Raw genomic sequence first — 18,719 nt, 5'->3', positions numbered from 1 at the left:
GTAATGTCGGTAAGTGAAAACTTGTAAAGTTTGTAAATCCACTTACCCCTTCCGGCGCGGTGCGAAAGCGGCGGGATAGTCCCCGGGGCCACCGGGGCGGAAACATGGAAGACGGGTGGCGGCGATGGCGGCGGAAAAGAAGGCGATGCTGGGGCACAAGGTGCGCCGCCTGCGTCGCGACATCCACCTGACCCAGGCGCAGATGGCGGAGATGTTGGGCATCTCCCCCTCCTACCTGAACCTGATCGAGGGCAACCAGCGGCCGCTGACCGTCACCTTGCTGCTGAAGATCGGCCAGACCTTCGACGTCGATTTGGCCACCTTCGCCGAGGATGACGAGGTCCGGCTGGTGGCGGGCTTGCGCGAGGTGTTCGCCGACCCGCTGTTCGACCATAGCGACATCAAGAACCAGGACATGAAGGAACTGGCCGCCGTGGCCCCCTCCCTGGGCCAGGCGGTCGTCACCCTGTATCGGGCTTATCTCGAGGCGCGCGAGGATGTGCAGGCGCTGGCGGAAAAGGTGGACGACCGCGATCGCCAGCATCCCCAGGCGGCGGGCCAGCAGTTCGCCCAGGATGAGGTGGGGGAGTTCTTCCAGGACCAGAGCAACCATTTCCCGGACCTGGAGCTGGCGGCGGAGACGCTGTGGTTCGATGGTGACCTGGACTCCTCCGACCTCTACGGCTCCCTCTCCCGCTTCGTGCACAAGGCGCATGGCCTGACGGTCAAGCTGATGCCGGTGGAAGTGATGGGGGAGACGGTGCGCCGCTATGACCGCCATTCCAAGCGGGTGCTGATCTCGGAAATGCTGCCGCCGGCGGGGCGGACCTTCCAGTTGGCGGTGCAGGTGGCCCTGATGCGCCACCGCGACCTGCTGACCGCCACGGTGGCCAAGGCCAACATGGCCAATGAGGAGTCGCGCCAGCTGGCCCGCATCGTCCTGGCGGGCTATTTCGCCGCCGCGGTCATGATGCCCTATGGCCGCTTCTTGGAGGCGGCGAAGTCGGCGCGCTATGACATCGAGGTGCTGATGCACCGCTTCGTCGCCAGTTTCGAACAGGTCTGCCACCGCCTGACCACCCTGCAGCGGCCGGGGGCCAAGGGCATCCCCTTTTTCCTGGTGCGGGTGGACCCGGCGGGCAACATCTCCAAGCGCTTCAGCGCCGTGCCCGGCTTCCACATGGCGCGTTTCGGCGGCGGCTGCCCGCGCTGGACCGTGCACCAGGCCTTCCGCAACCCCGGCCAGATCCTGACCCAGCTGATGCGCATGCCCGATGGTGTCAGCTATTTCGCCGTCGCCCGCACCCTGAGCAAGGCCGGCGGGTGGAAAAGCGTGCCGCGCCAGTTCGCCCTCAGCCTGGGCTGCGAGGCGACCCAGGCCCACCAGCTGATCTACGCCGACGGCATCGACCTGGCGGGGGCGCAAGCGACGCCCGTGGGCACCAACTGCCGCCTCTGTCCCCGGCTGGACTGCACCCAGCGCGCCTTCCCGCCCCTGAACCACCGCCTGGTGGTGGACGAGAACATCCGCGGCCTGTCCAGCTACATCGGGCCCCCCACGGGCTGAGCGCCAAGGCCGGCGGGTTGAGGCTTTCGCGCCCAAAAAATCTTAACGCCTTAAAGATGTTTCTCTTTAAGGCGTTAATCTCTGATCACTGGGCGGCTGCTTTTTTAACAATTACTAGTGCATACGGTCGTTCTGGTGTTCGGGAGACGATATCTTGAATGATTGCTTCAAAATCCAATGGCGATGAATGAAAAACTGCAGTTGCTCTGACTTCCATCGGTTCCGAGGCCCGTGATAGCTGTTACAGAATCGTTGTTGATGAAAGGAAAAACGACGTTGTCAGTCGGCCATTCAGCGGAGGAGCCGAACATGGTTTGAGAGCCGCAAACGGTCGGAACTTGGGAGAATGCAGTGTTGAAGCTAATATTATAATGACCACCGCTAGTATTGCTAACTAAGAAATTCCCGCTTCCGGAAACAATATCTCCATTAGCGGAAACATTTCCCCATATTATTGGGGGAGTGGACATATGGATTCTCCTTGGGCTGATCGACGGAATTGAAATTTGAGCGAAATGTTTTTCGCGTCATAATATGGCATCCATCGCCGGATGCTGTCACATGTTAGAATCTGTTGAAATATGCTCAACTATTGCGCCATTTAAATGGAAATGGAGCGGCGATAGTGCGTGAGGCTTTGGCCGTAAACCTAAGCCCTGGCTGGGGGCCCGGACCGGTGGGGCAACGGGTCAGCTCATGGCGCGTTTCGGCGGCGGCTGCCCGCGCTGGACCGTGCACCAGGCCTTCCGCAACCCGGGCCAGATCCTGACCCAGCTGATGCGCATGCCGGACAACTGCCGCCTCTGTACCCGGCTGGACTGCACCCAGCGCGCCTTCCCGCCCCTGAACCACCGCCTGGTGGTGGACGAGAACATCCGCGGCCTGTCCAGCTACATCGGCCCCCCCACGGGCTGAGCGCCAAGGCCGGCGGGCCGGATCCCCACCCCTGACCCCATCCCCTTGCACACTTGCCGCCTAAGCAGGTAGGCGGCAGGGTGCGCGTGGTTGTGGGGTGGAGATGTCCGACGTGCGCAGGTTGGTTTGGGGTATGGCCTTGGGCGCTATCGCGGGCGTATCGGTGGCGGCCTTCGCCGATCCGTCGCCGGGCCTGAAACCCATGGCCTTCCTGGCCGGCCATTGCTGGATGGGGGAATTTCCCGGCAGCCAGCGGACCGACACCCATTGCTTCCAGTGGGTGTATGAAGGCAAGGCCCTGCGCGACACCCACACCGTGCGCGCCCCGGGGCGTCCGGATTATGTCGGCGAAACCACCTACTATTGGGATCCGGCCGGCAAGCGGGTGGAGTATCTCTACATTGAGAACCAGGGCGGGGTCAGCCACGGCACGGTGACCGTCGATGGCGACGCGCTGGTCTTTCCCGCCGCCCAATACGTGGCGGAAGGCGAGGCCATGACCTACCGCGTCCGCTGGACGCCCCAGACGTCAGACGGCGACGGTCCCGCTTCCTATGAGGCGTGGAGCGAGGCCCAGACCAAGGACGGCTGGACCACCATGTTCAAGCTGGTGCTGAAGCGCCAGCCCTGACAGCCCCCCCGGCTCCACCGATGGCTCAGTGCGGCTTGTCCCCGCCCAGGGCGCGGTCGGCGGCGGCCAGGGCGCCCTTGCCCGCCATGTTCAGGACGATGACGTAGTTCTGGTAGTGGTGCAGACGCTCGATCAGCGTCTGGCGCTGGGCCGGCGTCATCTGGGCCGGATCGGTGCCGTAAAGGCGCACATCCGGCCACTCCGCCAGCTGCGCCTTCTCCTGCTCGACGAACAGGCGAAAGCCGGCATAGGCGTCGGCATAGGCCCGCGCCTCGGCATAGGGCAACTCCCCCAAGGCGTGGGTGGCGATGGCGGCATCCCAACTGGCGCTGGACACCAGGTCCAGCCGAATGCCGGGGTACTTCAGCTCCGTGCCGGGCGTGCCCTTGCCGGCCTGCCAGGCGTTCAGCAGGGCGATGCCCTCCTCCGCCCGGGTGTTGTGTTCGGCGATCTCCGCCAGCACCTCCTGCACCGCCTTGCGGTTGTCCGACAGCTCGGCATGGAAGCTCTCCACCGCCTCGCGCGCCAGCTCATGGCGGTGATAGGCCTCCACCGCCTGCTCCAGTCCCAGGGCGATCAGGATGCCGATGGTGACCACGCCGATGTGGATGGCGAAGTCCTTGAATGACTGGATCGGGCTTTCCGGGGCGTGGATTTCCATTTGGGGGGCCGTCGCGTCGTTGAGGAGGGGGACTGGGCGGGTCAGCTTAGTATTTTTTGCAGGAACACCAGGTCCAGCCAGCGGTCGAACTTGCGCCCCACCTGCCGCAGGCGCCCGGTTTCCTGGAAGCCGAAGCGCTGGTGCAGGCGGATGCTGGTCAGGTTGCTGGCCTCGATCCCGGCGATCATGACATGCAGGCGGGCCGCCGTCGCGCGGGCCAGCAGGGCCGACAGCAGGGCGGTGCCGACGCCCCGTCCCCGCGCCGCCTCGTCCACGTACAGCGAATTCTCCACGGTGTGGAGATAGCCGGCGAAGGGTCGGAAATCACCATAGGAGGCGAAGCCCAGCACCTCGCCCGGCAGCGCGTCGGGGCCTGGCGTCGCCACCAGCACGGGAAAGCCCCGGGCCTGCCGGTCCGCCAGCCAGGGGGTGCGCGCCGCCACCGACGTCGGCTCCAGGCTCCACACCGCCGTCGTGTGGATGATGGCCTCGTTCAGGATGGTCACGATTCGCGGCAGGTCGGCGGCGTTGGCCTCCCGGATATGGACGCCCGGCGGGGGCCGGGAGGCGGGTGGTGGGGGCGAGGCGGGCATGGGTGTTTTCTTTATGAGGCCGGCGGCATCGGTAAGACACATCAATGCCACCGCTTTGGCAATGGTCGTTGCCGTGCCGGGGCCGCGCCGGATACCGTGCCACACCGGCAGGCGCGGGGTGGATGCGCCCCGCGATGAAACGGCCGAAAAAACACAAGATGGGCAGAGAGGGTATGCGATGAGGGACGGAATGGGGCGCCGCCTGCTGGCGGCGGCATTGATGTCGACGGCCTTGGGCGGCGCGGCCATGGCGCGGGCCGAGCCGGTACCGGCGCAGGATTCGGTGATCTACGCCGGCGCGTTGATCGACGGCGTCACCTTCACCCCGCGCCGCCAGGTCACCATCGTGGTGCACGAGGGCAAGGTGACGGCGGTGGAGGCGGGCTATGTCGCCCACCCCGGTGTCCCGGTCATCGACATGAAGGACCAGACGGTGCTGCCCGGCCTGATCGACTGCCATGTCCACATCTCCGCCAAGCTGCCCAGCCAGGGCAACGCGGTGGAGGACATGATGACCCACACCGCTGTGGACGCGGTGTTGGACGGCGCCATTTTCGCTCGCGCCATGCTGCTGCAGGGCTTCACCAGCGCCCGCGACGTGGGCGGTGGGGACGATACGGTGTCGCTGCGCAACGCCATCGACGCGGGCAAGGTGCCAGGTCCCCGCCTGTGGGTGTCGCTGGAGCCGCTGGGCCCCACCGGCGGCCATGGCGACCCGTCCAACGGCTTCGATTCCCGCCTGCACCATCCCGACTGGCAGAACGGCATCGTCGATACGCCGGACATGGCCCGCCTGCGGGTGCGCGAACACCACAAGCGCGGCGCCACCGTCATCAAGATCATGCCCTCGGGCGGCATCGCCAGCACGGGCGACGACCCCCGCGCCCAGCTGATGACGAATGAGGAGATCAAGGCCGCCATCGATACGGCGCACAGCCTGGGCCTGAAGGTGGCGGCCCACACCTACCCGTCGCAGGCCATCATCAACACGGTGAACGCCGGGGTGGATTCCATCGAGCATGGCTCCTTCGCCGATGCTGACGCGGTGAAGGCGATGAAGACCCACGGCACCTATCTGGTGCCCACGCTGACCGTCTACGACGTCTTCATGAAGGCGGCGCAGGAACATCCCGAACTGCTGCCCCCGGGCACGGCGGAAAAGGAACTGGCCAACGACGCCATCCCCAAGAGGAACCTGCCCCTGGCCTACAAGGCGGGGGTGAAGATCGCCTATGGCACCGACATCGGCGAGGGCGACCATGCCCGCGAATTCGCCCTGCTGGCCGAGGCGGGGGTGACCCCCGCCGACGCGCTGCTGTTCGCCACGCGCAACGCCGCCGACCTGATCGGCGCCACCGACCGCATTGGCACGGTCCAGGCCGGCCGCTACGCCGACCTGATCGCCGTGGCCGGCGACCCTCTGGCCCATCTGGAGTTGATGGAACAAGTGCGGTTTGTCATGAAGGGGGGCGTGGTCTACAAGGCCGATGGCCACCCGGTGCCACCGTCCTAGGGGCGGCACCGTAGCTGGGAAAAGGGGATGACCGATGCGCGAGGGGCAGGTGGGGCTGGTTGACCGTTGGCGCACCCGTATCCCGTCCTTCCGCACCTTCCTGGAGCGGGCCCAGACGGACGGGCGGCTGGCGGTGTACGACCTGCTGCCCCTGGTCTGGACCCCCAGGGCCCGCGACGTCGTGGCGGCGGCGGTGGCCTTCTTCCAGCCCAAGTCATTGTGGCCCCGGCCGGGCAACCAGGCCCGGTCCTGGGCGCGTGACCTGGCCTGGCAGGGCCTTGTCCCCCTGCCGGCCCTGGATGGCGAGGTGGCGGCGGAGATCCGCCAGTATTTCCAGGGCGTGCCCTGCGCCGACCCCTATCGCCCCCAACTGGGCACCTTCGCCTGGGACCAGCCGGCCAGCGACGAGACCAACATGGGCTACTACGCGGTGCAGGACATCCTGGCCGCGCCGCACGTCATGTCATTGCTGAACGATCCCACCCTGCTGGACGTGGCGGAACTGTACCTGGGCTGCAAGCCGGTGCTGGACAACATCGGCTGCTGGTGGTCCTACGGCGACCGGCCGGCGGCCAAGGGCACCCAGCGCTATCACCGCGACTGGGATTCGCTGAAGGGCTTCAAGCTGTTCATCTACCTGACCGACGTGGGGGAGGAGGACGGCCCCCATGTCTTCGTGCGCGGCAGCCACCGCGACCCCCGCTTGGCGGTGGGCCAGGCCCAGCCCGACGATGTCGTCCACCGCGTCTTCGGCGCGGACAAGGTGGCGACGGTGACCGGTGCCGCCGGCACCCGCTTCATCGCCGACACCTTCGGCTTCCACAAGGGCCTGCTGCCGGGCCGGGGCCGCCGCCTGATGCTGACGGCGCAGTACAACGTCAACCCGTCGCCGCACATGCCCCGCCGCCCCTGGCTGCCCCGCGACAGCCATTTCGACCCGGACGTCAACCGCCTGGTGATGAAGCGGCGCTGATCCCTGACGGGGGATGCGGCAGCCTGCCGCATCCGGTCGGGCGCCACCTGCCATGATAGTATTACCCCATCCGAAACCAATCGGTGGGGTGGTGCGCGATGCGTCCTTGGTGCTTGGCGTTGGTTTTGGTCGCCGGCTTGCTGGCGGGTGCGCCGCCGGCGGGCGCGTTCTTCAAATCCGCCGCGACCGTTCCGTTGGCGGAGGCGGAACAGCGGGCCGAGGCGCTGATGGCCAAGGCGGAGGCCGCCGGGCGGGAACCGGCCTGCGACCTGGCGGACCGCATTTGCGCCCTTGGGGTCGCCGGGTTCGCGAAATCCGCCGCCATGGCCGTGGCCACCGCCGTTTGCCCCCTGGCGGCGACGGATGAAGGACAGGCGTGCGAGGTCCGGCGGACCGCCCTGCGCCAGCGGTATGATACGCGCGTCGACGCCGTCCTGGCGGCCTTGCATACCGACCTAAGTCTGAGGGCGGCGATGGCGCGCCAGGACCTGCCGCCGACGGGTGCCAGCGTGGACCTGCTGTGGCATCAGGGCCGGTCCGACCTTGAGGCCAGCACCTGCGGCGCGGACGTGCCGGCCTGCATCGAGGGGCAACTCTGGCTGATCTGGGATATGGACCAGTTGGTCCGCACGGTCGCCACGTGCGCGGGCATGACCGTGGACCAGGCGACGGCCTGCCGCCGCGACTGGCTGGCCCGCATGCGGGCGGTCGATGGCTTCGATCGCGGCTGGATCAAGCGGCTGATCGCTCACGCCGGCTGGCCGACGGAGGCCGAGTGGGGCCACCGGGCCTCCCAAGGCGCGTGGGTGGTGGTGCAGCATTCCGCCGTGGCGGACCCTGACTTCCAGAATGAGATGCTGCCGGTGATCAAGGCGGCGGTGGATGCGGGGCGCTGTGATCCGGCCCAGTATGCCTATCTGGCTGATCGCATCGCCGTGACGGCGCACCGGACCCAGTTATATGGCACCCAGGGCACGTGCACCCAGGACCGCGACTGGCAGATGGACCCGGTCAGCGACCCCGATCATTTGGACGAACGGCGGGCCCAATTCGGCCTGCCACCCGAGGCGGAATACCAGGCGCTGTCCCGCCGCCTGTGTGGCGGCGGGGAGCCCTGATGATCCGCGCCCGGGGCACCAGGGGCTTTGTCGGCGCCGCCTGCTTCACCGACCGCGCCGCCGCAAGGCCGTGACGCAGAGCGTGTTGCGGGCGCCCGGCGGTAACGACTTTGGCATCCGGTTCATCAACTGGCTGTGGTTCCGACTAACGCAGCCGGCTATAGACAGCGGCCGTTTGGCCAAGAAAAAACCCCACCGGCGCGGGCCGGTGGGGTTCCCTCACATCCAGGCCGCTGGTCAGGCGCCGTGGCACTTCTTGTACTTCTTGCCGCTGCCGCAGGGGCAGGGGTCGTTGCGGCCGACCTTGTCGGCCGTGCGCGGGCGCGGGCCCATGGCGCCGTCGACGTAGTACCAGCGGCCGTCGCGCTTCTCAAACCGGCTGGTTTCGTGGTGCAGGTAATCCTTGCCCTCGAACTGGAAGCGGGCCACGAATTCCACCTTGCCGGTGTCATCCTCGGGGCCGCCGGCCTCGGTCCAGCGGACCTCCAGGCCCTGCCACTGGCTGTCGCGGGCCCACTGCTCCGTCTCTTCCCGGTTGAAGTCCTGGGCCGTCTCCGGCAGCAGGGTGCTCTGCAGGTAATCGACGTTCTGCACGATGAAGGCGGAATAGCGCGACCGCATCAGCGCCTCGGCCGTGGGCGGCAGGGCGGTACCGGCGTGGTAGGGGCCGCAGCAATCTTCATAGGCGCGGGCGTTGCCGCAATGGCACTGGCTCATCGTCGTACGGTCTCAAAGGCTGAAAAGGGATGGGTATCTGCGCTGCCAGATACCGCAAACCGGTGCCGGACGCCAGTGCCCAGGCGTGCGGCCAGGATCGCGCCATATCCCAACGCCCCGAACCCTGGGCCCCGAACCCTGCGCGCACGGGTCGCGCCCCAGCCCCGCGCCGGTGGCCCCTTGTGCCGCCCCGGACGGCCCCTCATTTCCTGATGATGGGATGCGCCCGGGTGCCTGCCGGGGCCGACCACAGCCGACGTCACGGCCGACCCCATCCCGCCCGCGCACGACCCCTGTCGCCTTATGTTCAGGGAGTGCAGAAATCATGTCCTTGCCTGGCAATACCGTTTCCACCGTTTCCCGGGACAGGCGCCGCTGGTCGCGGCTGGCCCTGAACGGCCTGGTCGCCGGCCTCGCCCTGATGTCGCTGGCGGGCTGCGTGGCGGACGGCTACGGCTACTACGGGGCCGCCGCCTACCCGGTCGCCCCTGTGTATGATTACACCTACCCCTATTACGGCTACGGCTATGGGTACGGTTACTACGGCTATCCGTATATCGGTGTCGGCGCCTATTACCCCTATTACTACGGCGGCGGCTGGGGGCATGGCGGCTACTGGCATGGCCATGGCGGCGGCTGGGGTGGCCACGGTGGCTGGGGCGGCGGCCACTGGGTTGGCCATGTGGGCGGGCCCATCCATCACTGAGGGGCCGGCCAAGTGGGCGGTGTTGATACGGATGCGATTATCCACGGTCGCGTTCCACGCTAAAAGGCGCCCGGTCCAGACGATGGGCCGGGCGCTTTCGTTGACCGGCGGCCGGTGTCGCGCCTGCGTCGGCATGCCACGGCAAGAACCCGATGATGCCCAGCGGTCGCCGTCTTGTCGTCTCATTTGGCTGCCATCGTTCCTCCATGCCGATAGCCGATCCCACGTCCCAGTTCCGCAGTCGTCGGGGTGGCGGCTAGGCCGAGATTGGAGAGAAATCATGCAGACCGATCGATCCCGTTCCCTTCTTACCCGCCTGTTGCTGGCGGGGATGGTGTTGGCCGGATTGTCCGGTTGCGTGGTGGAGGAGCGTCCGTACCACCGGCACTACTACCACGATTACCCGCCCCCTCCGCCGCCGCCGCACTACTGGTACCATTATTAAGTCCGACCTTCGGGCCGCCCCATCGGCAGGCCTGATCAAGCCGGAGGAATCCTGGGGGCACCGGGGTTCCTCCGGTTTCCTATTGGCGGCGTCATAGTCGCCGCTGTCGGGGGCGGGCGCGTTTCCCGCGCGGGGCTGTCATGCCGTCCGTCGTCGCACGCGGGGCTGATCCGCACAAAGGGGCGATTGGTTAGCGTCCCATCCGTGGCCATCATCAAGGCGATGTCGGATGGCTTGGGATCAAGCGCAGGGGGCGCGGCCGGATGGGCCGGCCCAGGGGGACTATCGTGGTGGCGGAACGGGTGGCCGACGGGACGGTGTTGGCAAGCGTGGCGGTGGATGGGGGGCGGCGCGGGAATGGCCTGTTCTCCGAGCGTGGCGCCGGCTTCGTCGCCATGTTGGCCATGCTGATGTCCTTCGGCTCCATGTCCGTGGACATGTACCTGCCGGCCATGCCCCAGATCGCCCAGGACCTGAATATCGCCCAGGCGGGTGTCGAATCCTCGCTGACCGCTTTTTTCCTGGCCTTCGGCCTCTGCCAGTTGTTCTGGGGCCCCCTGGGGGATCGCTTCGGGCGCCGCCGGCCCATCCTGGCGGGCATTCTGCTGTACCTGATCGGCAGCGCCGGCTGCGCCGCCGCCAGTGACATCACCATGCTCAGCCTCTGCCGCGCCGTGCAAGCGGCGGGCGCCTGCGCCGCGCCGGTGCTGGCCCGGGCCATGGTGCGCGACGTGTTCGACCGCGACCGCGCCGCCAGCGTCTTCTCCATGATGATGCTGGTCATGGGCATCGCCCCCATGGCGGCCCCGCTGGTGGGCGGCCAGGTGCTGGCCTATCTCGGCTGGCGGGCCATCTTCTGGGTGCAGGCGGGCTTCGGCCTGGTGGCCATGGTCGGGCTGATGACCCAGCCGGAAACCCTGAACCCGGCCACGCGGGCGCGATCCCACTGGCTGACGCAGCTGCGCACCTACGGCCAGCTGCTGGTCAGTGGTCGCTTCCTGGGCTACGCGCTGACCAGCAGCATGATCTATGGCGGCATGTTCGCCTACATCGCCGGCACGCCGTTTGTGTACATCGAGTATTTCCACGTGCGGCCGGGCCTGTACGGCCTGCTGTTCGCGCTCAACATCGTCGGTATGATCATCGTCAACATGATCAACAGCCGTCTGGTGCTGCGCCTGGGCACCGACCGCCTGCTGGCCTGGGGGGCTGCCTGCATCGCCGTGTTCGGCATCGGCCTGGCGGTGACGGGCTGGACCGGGTTCGGCGGCCTTTACGGCATCGTCGCCGGCCTTTTCCTGTTCATGGGCTTCACCGGGCTGATCGGCGCCAACGCCACGGCCGGCGCGCTGGCCTCATATCCCCACATGGCCGGCACCGCCTCGGCCCTGATGGGAACGACACAGTTCGTCACCGGCGCCATCGTTGGCACCTTGGTGGGCTGGCTGGCCGACGGCACGCCCTGGCCTATGGCGGCCATCATCGGCGGTGTGGGGGTGCTGGGCCTCCTCTTCAACCGCCTGCTGATCCGCTAAGGTCGCCTGGCGCCCCCTTGGCGCGGGCGGCAACATCAGCCCATGTGCGCCGCGTCACTGAGGCGCAGGCCCCGGCGGATCTAAACAACTGCACGATTGCACCGGACCGGGTGCACCGGGCTGGGGCGGGGGGGCCTCGCGATCGGCCCGTTGGATGCCCGGTTGTCTCTTATCTCGCGTTCCGTCCGCCCCAGCCCCGCGCCGTTTCGGTCCCGGGGCACGAAACCGTTTTGCCGGATCGAAGGTCTTCACGATGTCCACGTCGCCGTCGCGCTCCCTGGTTTCCTCCCCCTGGTTCCGCCGTCTGGCCACCCGCCGTCTGGCCGTCCGCCCTCTGGCCGCCGCGTTCCTGCCGTTGATGCTGGCCGCGTGCGCGCTGGACGGGGAAACCCCGGCCGACCCCGCCAAGTCGCTGGTGATGCCGTCCCACTGGGATGCCACCACCACCCAGGGCGGTGCGGCTGATGGCATCACCCAAACCGCCGCCATCAGCACCGAGGCGGCCGCCTGGCCGACGACGGAGTGGTGGGCGGGCTTCAACTCGGCGGAGCTGACGCAGCTGCTGGCCCAGGCCCGCGCCGACAACCCCGATTTGGGCGCCGCCGCCGCCCGCATCGCCCAGGCGGAGGCCCAGGCGGAGATTTCCGGCGCTTCGCTGTGGCCCAGTGTCCAGCTGGGGCTGGGCAGCACCCGCAGCGGTACCCGCAACATCAAGGGCTCGGCCGCCGCCGGCCTGGCTTCCGTTCCGGCCAGCGACTACGCCTCCAACGTGCACCAGGCGTCGCTGTCCGCCAGCTATGAGATCGACTTCTGGGGGAAGAACCGCGCGACGCGCGACAGCGCCCAGTTCAGCCTGGACGCCAGCCGCTTCGACAGCGAGACGGTGGCCCTGTCGCTCAGCAGCAACGTGGCCGCCACGTATTTCCAAATCCTGGCGCTGCGCGACCGGCTGACGGTGGCCCGCGGCAACCTGGAAAACGCCCAACATGTGCTGTCGCTGATTGACGCCCGCGTGCAGGCCGGCGCCGACAGCCAGCTCGACCTGGTGCAGCAGAAATCGACGGTGGCGACACAGCGCGCCGCCATCCCCGCCCTGGAACAGCAGGAACGCGCCCAGCTGAACGCGCTGGCCATTCTGCTGGGCCGCGCGCCGGAAGGCTTCACCGTGCAGGCCAAGGGCCTGGCCGACGTGCAGCCGCCGGCGCTCGGCACCGGCGTCCCCGCCGAACTGCTGACCCGCCGCCCCGACATCCGCTATGCCGAGGCCCAGCTGGCCGCGGCTGGCGCCGACATCACGGTGGCGCGCACCCAGATGCTGCCGTCGGTCACGCTGAGCGCCAGTACGGGCGTCGAGGCGGCGACCCTGGCCCATCTGGTGAACGCCCCCACCCTGTTGTTCAGCCTGGGCGGTGACATCGCGCAGAGCCTGTTCTCCGGCGGCAAGCTGGAGGGCCAGGTGCGCCAGGCCGAGGGCCGGCACCGTGAACTGGCGGAGGATTATCGCAAGGCGGCGCTGTCCGCGCTGTCGGACGTGGAGGGGGCGGTCTACTCCATCGACCGCTACCAGGACCAGTACACCCTGCAAAAGGACGCCGTGGCCCAGAGCCAGCGGGCGTTCGAACTGGCCGAGGACCGCTACAAGGGCGGCCTGACCGACCTGCAGACCCTGCTGGATACCCAGCGCACCCTGCTGTCCACCCAGGACACGCTGGCCCAGGTGAAGCTGTCGCGGGTGCAGGCCAGCGTCACCCTGTTCAAGGCCCTGGGCGGCGGCTGGCAGGATGACGGCAACAGCTTCCTGTCCCAGGCCAAGGCCGCGCGCTGACGATTCGAAAGAGCGCAAATCACGGGGAAAGCCCGCTCCGGTCCGGCCGGGGCGGGCTTTCGTGCTTTTCAGGCTTGGCTAGAGCAGATCGCCCGAAGGCGGAATCGCCTTTGGGCGTGAAGTTGCTCGCGGACAGACTCAGCTATAGCCGGCGATGGTTCCGATTAAACGCGGCCGGCTATAGCCTTCATGGCGGCGCCGACGTATGTCCACAGCCCCTGGTCGAAGGGCAGCCCCTGGCCCCGCGGGTCGCGGGTCAGCGCCTTCTGCCACAGGCCGGCGGTGCGCTGCTCCACGGCGGCGTCGCCTTGGGTGAAGGCCGCCACCAGGCCCTGCCAGCGCTGGGCCGCCTCTTGGGCGCGGGGGTCCGTGGTGGGCACGCCGGCCGCCATCAGCGCCTGGATGTCGGCGATCAGCCGGGTCCAGGCCTGGGCCCCTTCGGCGGCGGCCTCGGGCGTGCCGGTCGGGGTCATCAGGGTGGCGCGTTCGTCGGCCGTGTAGTCTTCGGCCAGCACGGTGCGCAGGGTGTCGGGCAGGGTACTCATGTCCAATCTCCGGATCAGGGTGCATAGATCATCGACGGAGAGGGGGGTGGTGTCGGTGCGGGCCAGGGCCTGTTCCACCAGGTCCAGGCCGGCCTGGGCCGCCGCCAGCCGCCCGCGCCAGAGGGCGGCCTGCACCTCCAGCACGCGCCGCAGGGACGGGGTGTCGCCGGCCAGGACGCGGGATATCTCGGCCAGCGACAACCCTAAGGACTTCAGCGCCTGGATGACGCCCAGGCGTTGGAACTCCCGGGGGCCGTACAGCCGCCAGCCCTTGGCCGTGCGCGGCGGGTCCAGCAGGCCGCGCGCCTCATAAACCCTGAGGGCGCGGACGGTCAGCCCGGTGCGGGCGGCCGCCTCCGCCGCCGTCAGCACCGCGGCCGCCTGGACCTGTCTGCGGGACATGCCATTCGCCTTCATCAACACCCTTGGGCCCCCCTCCTCGTCGATGAAGGGACGGTGCGGGTATGACCCGGGGTTCGGCTCGAGAGGTTTTTTCGCCAAACGGCAGCGACTGCCGTTTGAGGAAAAACTTACGCGTAGTCCACCGTCAGCGGCGCGTGGTCGCTGAAGCGCTGGTCCTTGTAGATGGCGGCGGCCCGCGCCGTGGCGGCGACACCGGGGGTCGCGATTTGATAGTCGATGCGCCAGCCCACGTTCTTGGCCCAGGCTTGGCCGCGGTTGGACCACCACGTGTAGCCCTCCTCCCCCGCTTCGGGGTAGAGGCGGCGGTAGATGTCGACCCAGCCCTGCTCATCGAACAGGCGGGTGAGCCAGGCGCGCTCCTCCGGCAGGAAGCCGGAATTCTTCAGGTTGCCCTTCCAGTTCTTCAGATCGATTTCCTTGTGGGCGATGTTCCAGTCACCGCAGATCACCACCTGGCGCCCGGCCTGGGCCAGGGCCGCCATGTGGGGCAGGAAACGCTCCATGAAGGCGAACTTGGCGGCCTGGCGATGCTCCCCGCTGGACCCGGACGGCAGGTAGACGGACACCACCGACAGGTCGCCGAACACCGCTTCCACGTACCGGCCCTCGGCGTCGATGTCGTCGTGTCCCAGGCCCACGATCACCCGGTCCGGCGCCGTGCGGGTATAGAGGCCGACGCCGCTATAGCCCTTCTTCTCCGCATACTGGAAATAGCCGGCGTAGCCTGGGGGCGCCAACATCAGGGGCGTCATGTCCTCCGCCTGCGCCTTCAGTTCCTGCACGCAGACGATGTCGGCCTCCTGGGCCGCCATCCACTCGAAGAAGCCCTTGGTGGTGGCGGAGCGGATGCCGTTCAGGTTGGCGGATATGATGCGCATGGGCGGGCTTTCGGTTGGTCACGGGCAAAAAGAAGGGGGCCGGATGGCCCCCTTCTCGGTAAACAAATCGGACGGGTTCAGCAACAGCGGCCGACCTTGCCGCTGTACCGCGCCTCCTGACGTTCGCGGAAGAACGCCTCCCGCGACATCACCGGCTGGTCCGGATGGTTGAGGCGCCGATGCTCGACATAGCTGTCATAGTCCGGCAGCCCAACCATCAGGTTGGCCATGCGGGCCACCAGTTTGGCGAAGGGCAAGGCCTGCGGTTGCGCCGTCATGGGCTCAATCATCCCCCATGGCGACAGCCGCGCCACCGACGCCGACCTCGTGCGCTGTGGCCCGCGGGTTGGCCAGGGCCTTGCGGATGGCCAGCAGGCCGAACACCAGCATGGAGATGACCACGGCCATGAACAGGCCGCACAGGGTGGCGTCCACATAGTCGTTGGTGATGACCCGGGCCATGGCCTCCGGCGTCTTGGCCGGGGCCAGCACCTTGCCCTCCGCCAACGCGGCGGAGAACTTTTTGGCATGGGCCAGGAAGCCCACCGCCGGGTTGGCGTCGAACAGCTTCTGCCAGCCGGCGGTCAGGGTGCAGATGGCCAGCCAGGTGGTCGGCAGGATGGTCACCCAGGCGAACTTCTCGCGCTTCATCTTGAACAGGATGACGGTGCCCAGCATCAGGGCGATGGCCGCCAGCATCTGGTTGGAGATGCCGAACAGGGGCCACAGCGTGTTGATGCCGCCCAGCGGATCGACCACGCCCTGGTACAGGAAATAGCCCCAACCGGCGACGGCCAGCCCGGTGGCCAGCAGGTTGGCGCCCCAGCTCTGGGTCCGGCGCAGGGCCGGCACCGCCGTGCCCAGCAGGTCCTGGATCATGAAGCGGGCGACGCGGGTGCCGGCGTCCACCGTGGTCAGGATGAACAGGGCCTCGAACAGGATGGCGAAATGGTACCAGAAGGCGGTCATGGACTGGCCGCCGACCAGGCTGGACAGGATGGTGGACATGCCCACCGCCAGGGTGGGGGCGCCGCCAGCGCGGCTGAGGATGGTCGATTCGCCCACGTTCTTGGCCACTTGGGCCAGTTCCTCGGGCGTGATGGCGAAGCCCCAGTTGCTGACCACCTGGGCCGCCTGGTCCACCGTGGTGCCGATGACGCCGGCCGGCGTGTTCATGGCGAAGTAGACGCCCGGGTGCAGCACGCAGGCCGAGATCAACGCCATGATGGCGACGAAGCTTTCAGCCAGCATGGCGCCGTAGCCGATCAGGCGGGCCTGGGCCTCGTTCTCCAGCATCTTGGGCGTGGTGCCGGAGGAGATCAGGGCGTGGAAGCCTGAGACGGAGCCGCAAGCGATGGTGATGAACAGGAAGGGGAACAGCTGGCCGGAGAAGACCGGGCCGCTGCCGTCGACGAAACGGCTGACCGCCGGCATGTGCAACTCGGGCATGACGATCAGGATGCCCACGGCCAGCGCGATGATGGTGCCGATCTTGAGGAAGGTCGACAGATAGTCGCGTGGTGCCAGCAGCAGCCACACCGGCAGGACCGAGGCGATGAAGCCGTAGCCGATCAGCAGCAGGGCCAGCGTCTCACCCTTGAAGGTGAAGGCCGCCGCCCAGGCGGGGTCCTCCGCCACCCACTGGCCGGACAGGATGGCCAGCAGCAGCAGCACCAGGCCGATGGCGGACATCTCGCCCACCCGGCCCGGGCGGATGAAGCGGCCGTAGACGCCCATCAGCACGGCGATGGGCATGGTGGCGAAGACGGTGAAGGTGCCCCAGGGGCTGCCGGCCAGCGCCTTGACCACGATCAGGGCCAGCACCGCCAGCAGGATGATCATGATCAGCAGCACACCGAACAGGGCGATGACGCCCGGCATCGTGCCCAATTCCGACTTGATCATGTCGCCCAGCGACCGGCCGTCGCGACGGGTGGAGGCGAAGAGGATGATGAAGTCCTGCACGGCGCCGGCGAAGACCACGCCCACCAGGATCCACAGCGTGCCCGGCAGATAGCCCATCTGGGCCGCGAGCACGGGGCCGACCAGGGGGCCGGCGCCGGCGATGGCGGCGAAGTGGTGACCGAACAGCACCCATTTGTCGGTGGGCACGTAATCCAGGCCGTCATTGTGGCGTATGGCCGGGGTGGCCCGCCCGCCGTCCAGCTTCAGGGCGGTGTTCGCGATGTACAGGCTGTAGAAGCGATAGGCGGTGGTGTAGGTGCACAGGGCCGCCACCACCAGCCACAGCGCGTTCACGGTCTCGCCGCGCGACAGCGCGACGACGCCCAGCGATGCGGCGCCGACAAGCGCCACAATCAGCCAGACGAGCCGTCCGGCGGTTCCGTTCATTCCGTTTCCTCCCGAATGCAAAATCCCACGCCCCAACCCTGGCCGCATGGGGTACCTCAAATTTTCTTGTCGCCGCCGGTCCGCGTTCCGGGTGTCGCCGTCGCGGGCGGCGGGGGCCGCCTTGTGCCGTACCAGGGCTGATCGCGTTGATATTACAGGATCGTTTGCCGCTTGGACAGGCCCCGGCGCGACCGTTCGCCGACGCCTTCCCGAGATCGTGTGTGCGGTGCGGTAAAGGAATTATTCATAGTTTTGCGCGATAACAGGAGTGCAACTTGGTTGCGTTTTCCTCCCTTCTGAAAACTCAGCCCCGGCGCCATCTGGCCGCCGGGGCTTTTTATTGCGCGGGTGGCGGCCCGCCCATGTTGCGACCGCGAACGGCAACGGCCCCGCCCGCATTGTGCGGACGGGGCCGTTTTCCTTGGTGGACGGATGAGCGGACCGATGGGGGGAGGCGTCTTGGGGGTGCCCGCTCAGCGGCCCTGGATGGTGATGGTCAGGGTGTCAGTGTAGCTGCCGGCGATGGCCTGGGCGTTGGCGGGAACGGTGACGGCGACGGTTGCGGACTTGTTGAACTGGGCGGAGGAGCGGACGACGTTGACGCTGCTGCCGGCGGACTGGCCGTCGTAGATGGGGGTGTAGCTGATGGGCTGGGCGCCTGTGGCGCTGGACTTCAGGGTGGCGCCGTTGGCGGATGAGACGCTGATCTGGTAGCCGGCGCCGTCGTTGCAGGTTTCGACGACGGTGCCGACGGTGACGGCGGTGGACCCGGAGAGGATGTTGAGGGTGGCGCCGGCATCGGTGACGGCGACGGTGCAGGTCTGGGCGACGGTGCTGTTCAGCTGGACGGTGCCCGAGGCGCCGGCGGCGGCGAAGGCGGGGGCGGCGGCGAACAGGGCGGCGGAAACCAGGGCGGCGGTGGCGGCGACGGCGGCGATGCGGCGGATCATGGGGTAGGTCCTATCGGTTCGGCTGGGCTTGTTGCCCGGTTGCTTTGATGGGAGGTGTAAAAGCAATCGCGGTGCCAGGATGGGCGCCAAAGTCGCATTTTTAGTTAACGGATTGATAATAATCGCTTATGTCGGCTGGGCCTGGCGCCGCACCCGGGGCGGGGCCGCCAGTCTTTGCGTTCCGCATCGTGCGAAGCGCCAGGAATCAAGGAAGATCAATGCATTAGGAGATGCGTTCCGCCAGGGTGCGAACGCGGAAAAGGGCGGCCCCTGGGGACCGCCCTTCTTCGAACCGGGGGTGAGGATCGCGGGCTTACTTGCCGGCGATGGTCACGGTCAGGGTGTCGGCGTAGCTGCCGGCGATGGCCTGGG

Annotated in this window: 20 protein-coding genes; 11 read left to right on the top strand and 9 right to left on the bottom strand. The window is 67.7% G+C overall.

What is annotated here, in order from left to right:
• Window positions 1-124 precede the first annotated feature (124 nt).
• Window positions 125-1,567, top strand: a complete 1,443-nt coding sequence (locus tag FHS74_RS13485) for a helix-turn-helix domain-containing protein (RefSeq protein WP_184801313.1) — start codon at window positions 125-127, stop codon at window positions 1,565-1,567.
• A 167-nt stretch (window positions 1,568-1,734) separates the two neighbouring features.
• On the opposite strand, the gene FHS74_RS13480 is transcribed toward FHS74_RS13485, so the two are convergent.
• On the bottom strand, window positions 1,735-2,037 hold the full coding sequence (locus tag FHS74_RS13480; RefSeq protein ID WP_184801311.1) for a hypothetical protein: 303 nt from the start codon (window positions 2,035-2,037) through the stop codon (window positions 1,735-1,737).
• 226 nt (window positions 2,038-2,263) lie between these two features.
• Between FHS74_RS13480 and FHS74_RS13475 the strand changes: the two genes are divergently transcribed.
• Both FHS74_RS13475 and FHS74_RS13470 read left to right on the top strand, forming a co-directional pair.
• On the top strand, window positions 2,264-2,482 hold the full coding sequence (locus tag FHS74_RS13475; protein WP_425491295.1) for a short-chain fatty acyl-CoA regulator family protein: 219 nt from the start codon (window positions 2,264-2,266) through the stop codon (window positions 2,480-2,482).
• Window positions 2,483-2,615: 133 nt separating this feature from the next.
• Window positions 2,616-3,113 carry a hypothetical protein gene (locus tag FHS74_RS13470; protein WP_246463118.1) on the top strand — a complete coding sequence of 166 codons (498 nt, stop codon included), beginning with the start codon at window positions 2,616-2,618 and terminating at the stop codon, window positions 3,111-3,113.
• Window positions 3,114-3,138: 25 nt separating this feature from the next.
• Here the strand turns inward: FHS74_RS13470 and FHS74_RS13465 are convergent, their stop codons facing one another.
• On the bottom strand, window positions 3,139-3,774 hold the full coding sequence (locus FHS74_RS13465) for a hypothetical protein (protein WP_184801307.1): 636 nt from the start codon (window positions 3,772-3,774) through the stop codon (window positions 3,139-3,141).
• 41 nt (window positions 3,775-3,815) lie between these two features.
• Window positions 3,816-4,367: a GNAT family N-acetyltransferase gene (locus FHS74_RS13460; protein WP_184801305.1), complete on the bottom strand. Its 552-nt coding sequence runs from the start codon at window positions 4,365-4,367 to the stop codon at window positions 3,816-3,818.
• Window positions 4,368-4,557: 190 nt separating this feature from the next.
• On the opposite strand from FHS74_RS13460, the gene FHS74_RS13455 reads away from it, so the two are divergent.
• The 3 genes from FHS74_RS13455 to FHS74_RS13445 all read left to right on the top strand — a co-directional run bounded on the left by FHS74_RS13455 (window position 4,558) and on the right by FHS74_RS13445 (window position 7,971).
• Window positions 4,558-5,880, top strand: coding sequence for a metal-dependent hydrolase family protein (locus FHS74_RS13455; RefSeq protein WP_211106292.1), 1,323 nt, complete (start codon window positions 4,558-4,560; stop codon window positions 5,878-5,880).
• A gap of 34 nt (window positions 5,881-5,914) precedes the next feature.
• Window positions 5,915-6,853: a phytanoyl-CoA dioxygenase family protein gene (locus tag FHS74_RS13450; protein WP_184801303.1), complete on the top strand. Its 939-nt coding sequence runs from the start codon at window positions 5,915-5,917 to the stop codon at window positions 6,851-6,853.
• A 113-nt stretch (window positions 6,854-6,966) separates the two neighbouring features.
• Window positions 6,967-7,971: a DUF6624 domain-containing protein gene (locus tag FHS74_RS13445; protein ID WP_184801301.1), complete on the top strand. Its 1,005-nt coding sequence runs from the start codon at window positions 6,967-6,969 to the stop codon at window positions 7,969-7,971.
• A 237-nt stretch (window positions 7,972-8,208) separates the two neighbouring features.
• Here the strand turns inward: FHS74_RS13445 and FHS74_RS13440 are convergent, their stop codons facing one another.
• Window positions 8,209-8,688, bottom strand: a complete 480-nt coding sequence (locus tag FHS74_RS13440) for a YchJ family protein (protein WP_184801299.1) — start codon at window positions 8,686-8,688, stop codon at window positions 8,209-8,211.
• 325 nt (window positions 8,689-9,013) lie between these two features.
• Here FHS74_RS13440 and FHS74_RS13435 point away from each other — a divergent pair, with 325 nt between their 5' ends.
• The 4 genes from FHS74_RS13435 (at window position 9,014) to FHS74_RS13420 (ending at window position 13,199) form a co-directional block, all read left to right on the top strand.
• The gene (locus tag FHS74_RS13435) at window positions 9,014-9,394 is read left to right on the top strand and encodes a hypothetical protein (RefSeq protein WP_184801297.1); all 381 of its coding nucleotides are present in this window, start codon (window positions 9,014-9,016) and stop codon (window positions 9,392-9,394) included.
• A gap of 280 nt (window positions 9,395-9,674) precedes the next feature.
• On the top strand, window positions 9,675-9,839 hold the full coding sequence (locus FHS74_RS13430) for a hypothetical protein (protein WP_184801805.1): 165 nt from the start codon (window positions 9,675-9,677) through the stop codon (window positions 9,837-9,839).
• Window positions 9,840-10,102: 263 nt separating this feature from the next.
• Window positions 10,103-11,374, top strand: a complete 1,272-nt coding sequence (locus FHS74_RS13425; RefSeq protein WP_246463117.1) for a Bcr/CflA family multidrug efflux MFS transporter — start codon at window positions 10,103-10,105, stop codon at window positions 11,372-11,374.
• Window positions 11,375-11,627: 253 nt separating this feature from the next.
• A complete protein-coding gene (locus FHS74_RS13420) occupies window positions 11,628-13,199 on the top strand; it encodes an efflux transporter outer membrane subunit (RefSeq protein ID WP_184801295.1) in 1,572 nt (523 codons plus the stop codon).
• A 164-nt stretch (window positions 13,200-13,363) separates the two neighbouring features.
• Here FHS74_RS13420 and FHS74_RS13415 read toward each other — a convergent pair whose 3' ends face one another.
• From FHS74_RS13415 to FHS74_RS13395, 5 genes are all read right to left on the bottom strand, one after another.
• On the bottom strand, window positions 13,364-14,146 hold the full coding sequence (locus FHS74_RS13415; RefSeq protein WP_184801293.1) for a MerR family transcriptional regulator: 783 nt from the start codon (window positions 14,144-14,146) through the stop codon (window positions 13,364-13,366).
• Window positions 14,147-14,274: 128 nt separating this feature from the next.
• The gene (locus FHS74_RS13410; RefSeq protein WP_184801291.1) at window positions 14,275-15,045 is read right to left on the bottom strand and encodes an exodeoxyribonuclease III; all 771 of its coding nucleotides are present in this window, start codon (window positions 15,043-15,045) and stop codon (window positions 14,275-14,277) included.
• Between the two features lie 77 nt (window positions 15,046-15,122).
• Window positions 15,123-15,323 carry a YbdD/YjiX family protein gene (locus FHS74_RS13405; RefSeq protein WP_184801289.1) on the bottom strand — a complete coding sequence of 67 codons (201 nt, stop codon included), beginning with the start codon at window positions 15,321-15,323 and terminating at the stop codon, window positions 15,123-15,125.
• A 4-nt stretch (window positions 15,324-15,327) separates the two neighbouring features.
• Window positions 15,328-17,397: a carbon starvation CstA family protein gene (locus FHS74_RS13400; RefSeq protein ID WP_184801287.1), complete on the bottom strand. Its 2,070-nt coding sequence runs from the start codon at window positions 17,395-17,397 to the stop codon at window positions 15,328-15,330.
• A gap of 473 nt (window positions 17,398-17,870) precedes the next feature.
• Window positions 17,871-18,347, bottom strand: a complete 477-nt coding sequence (locus FHS74_RS13395; protein WP_184801285.1) for a spore coat protein U domain-containing protein — start codon at window positions 18,345-18,347, stop codon at window positions 17,871-17,873.
• Between the two features lie 79 nt (window positions 18,348-18,426).
• Here FHS74_RS13395 and FHS74_RS30150 point away from each other — a divergent pair.
• Window positions 18,427-18,719: hypothetical protein (locus FHS74_RS30150; RefSeq protein WP_211106291.1), on the top strand; the 293-nt coding region annotated here is incomplete at its 3' end.

The organism is Nitrospirillum iridis (assembly GCF_014205765.1).
Classification (GTDB): Bacteria; Pseudomonadota; Alphaproteobacteria; order Azospirillales; family Azospirillaceae; genus Nitrospirillum; species Nitrospirillum iridis.
The sequence above is the reverse complement of the archived record's forward strand: the minus strand, read 5'-3'. Positions and strand labels throughout refer to the sequence as shown.